Below are 2,588 nucleotides of genomic sequence, written 5' to 3'. Positions count from 1 at the left end.
ACCGGGAGTCGTGGCGAAGTACAGAGAGGAGGCTGTCGTCAGAGATGCGACACTCCTTGACCACGCTCTGTTCGTCCGTCATATGGCACCGGACTCGTGGTTTGCCGATGGTGGTAGCGGCACGAGACGAAATTATTCCATCCTCTTTGACACAAAGACTCACAGCCCCAGATACGTCGCCTTCCCGATGTATCCTGCTGTAATAGGAAATACCGAGCGGACCAATAGGTGGGATTACGATCCCGAGCTATCGGCCACGGTCCAGCCACAGCTCTATAAGTCTTATCTCGGACACTGGTCCAGAGGACACATGCTGGCAAGTAGCTCCAGGACAGCATCCAGAGAGCTCAATGTGACCACCTTCTACTTCTCCAATATGCTCCCCCAAAACCAGGATCAAAATGGAGGGCAGTGGAATCAGCTGGAGAATAAGGAGCGCGCCTGGGCTCAGCAGGTCTCCAAGTACGACACCCTTTACGTCGTCTGCGGCCCGGTGTATAGCAAGGAGCCGCTACAGATGACCAAGGATCGTGCAGGGAAGCAAATCCCCGTACCGGATGCCACGTACAAGGTCTTCCTCCGGCAGGAGAAGTCCACAGGGAACTGGCACAGCATCGGCTTTATTATGCCCAATAGATCCCTCTCGGGGACGAAGTACAGCGCTTACGCTGTGCCGGTGTCTGAGGTGGAGCGTCAGACGGGACTCCAGTTCTTTACCCACCTCCCCAAGGATAAGGCGGTGAGCATTAAGTCACAGAATGATCCCTCGCACTGGCGTTAGTTATAGAAGTCACGACAAGTAGTAACAAATACACTATGATACATCACTCGACACTGCGTACACTCATAGTAGCGATATGCGCACTTACACTGGGGCTCTCCTCCTGCTGTAGAGGGCCGGAGCACTGCTCCGCAGGCTGTACGCCCGATGATCCGGAGGATCCATACATCCTGAGGGCAGGCAACTTGAGGGTGGTCGGTATCCTCAGAGACTATGATCCCGCCTCGGGCATGATCAGTCTGAGCTGGCGAGATCGTGATGCCATCGGTATCACTGCTATCTCAGGCGAAGCTGCACTTGGCACGAACGTCAAGTACACGACCATGCGCTCCCTCGGCAATCACTTCGTCGCTGCCACACGAGGCATACGCCTCGGAGAGGGCGAGAGCTGTGACCTGATTGCATACTACCCATACTGCGAAGCACTACAGGAGGGTAATCTCCTGCCGGTGTCGATGACTTCGCCGCTCTATTTCTCTCGCATCAAGACCGGTGTAACCGCCGAAGCGGAGGCAGTGTTGGAGTTCCGTCCTGTACTCTCCCCCTTACTGATCAAGCTCTCCGGGGTAGACCTTAGAGGGGCAAAGCTCGAGCTGAAAGGAGTAGCCAAGTCGGGGAAGGTGAATGTAACGGACGGCTCAGTGATCATAAGCGAGGAGAAGGAGACCATTAACGCTCCACTCTCAGTGTCCGGAGACCTTGCGGGGACCGCTTTTCTGCGTCTTATTCCCGGGCAAAATCTCAAGGGGATGACCCTGAGGATCGTTACATCTCAGTATGTTTTTTCCTATCTCATTACACAAGACATAGAGCTGAAGAGTGGTGAGCCCAATATCATCGAGCTTAAGCTAAAGGCTGATGACGGAACTGCCTCGGGCACCGTCACTACCGCCGATGGGTCGATCCTCCCGATGGAGGATGTGGTCATAGATGCCGGCACCATCCATGTCGACTGAATACCTTAGCTCTGTCAATCAGTGAATCAAGAATATATGTTTAGACGAAAATTAGCAGCGGGACTCGCTATCATACTGGCACTAGCCGGAGTATCCCATGCATCTTCCCAGGAGACAGCGACCGAGCCTGTGGTCATCGGTCGCGTCGTGGATGCGGAGGGAGGTGATCCCGTGGCAGGTGTACGAGTTCATCTCGAGCAAAGCGGTCTGTCATGGATTACTGCATCGGATGGACGCTTTAGGTTTGTCGTTCCCGCCCCTGGTACAGATCGGCTGACATTGTCGGGTCATGAGATTATTACTCAGAGTCTCGATGTGAGCATTTCCCCTCATGGGGTGACCGACCTCGGGGATCTCACCGTGTCGGTTACGATTATGGAGGCTGACCAGTCCCTCGTGGGCGTGGTCGATGCCTTAGAGCTGGGAGAGTCGGGTAATGATCAGACGATCAGCCCGACCGTCATTCTCTCCAATGATATTTTCCTGAAGAATGCCGGGTTCAACTTCTCCCAATTCCGTTACCGGACTCGCGGCTACGACAGCCGCTACGAGCAGCGGTACATCAATGGTGTGGCATTCAACGATCTCGTCCGTGGGGTCTTCAACTACTCCTCCATCGGTGCGATCAATGACCTGACAAAGAATGGTAATGCAATCAATTACGTGGGAGCGTCGGACTTTTCTTTCGGTGACCTGGGTGGCTCACAGAACATCAATATGCGCCCATCCGGCTACAGTCGCGGCGGAAAGCTGACTCTCTCCGGGACGAATCGCAACTACTACGCCCGCACAATGATCAGCTACAATACCGGTCTGATGGATAATGGCTGGGCATTTACCGGACTCCTTGG

General features: G+C 54.4%; 3 protein-coding genes. All 3 read left to right on the top strand.

Annotation, left to right across the window (positions count from 1 at the left end; all coding sequences use genetic code 11):
- Window positions 1-781: DNA/RNA non-specific endonuclease (locus Q0F21_RS07095; RefSeq protein ID WP_297238646.1), on the top strand; the 781-nt coding region annotated here is incomplete at its 5' end.
- Between the two features lie 35 nt (window positions 782-816).
- Window positions 817-1,737, top strand: coding sequence for a fimbrillin family protein (locus Q0F21_RS07090; protein ID WP_297238644.1), 921 nt, complete (start codon window positions 817-819; stop codon window positions 1,735-1,737).
- Window positions 1,738-1,773: 36 nt separating this feature from the next.
- Window positions 1,774-2,588: carboxypeptidase regulatory-like domain-containing protein (locus Q0F21_RS07085; RefSeq protein WP_297238643.1), on the top strand; the 815-nt coding region annotated here is incomplete at its 3' end.

This window comes from uncultured Porphyromonas sp. (genome assembly GCF_934359325.1).
In the GTDB taxonomy this organism is placed as follows: domain Bacteria; phylum Bacteroidota; class Bacteroidia; order Bacteroidales; family Porphyromonadaceae; genus Porphyromonas_A.
The sequence above is the reverse complement of the archived record's forward strand: the minus strand, read 5'-3'. Positions and strand labels throughout refer to the sequence as shown.

Bases quoted from the DNA above. Each gene is read 5' to 3' on its own strand.
- Q0F21_RS07090 (WP_297238644.1), top strand. From the start codon at position 817: ATGATACATCACTCGACACTGCGTACACTCATAGTAGCGATATGCGCA.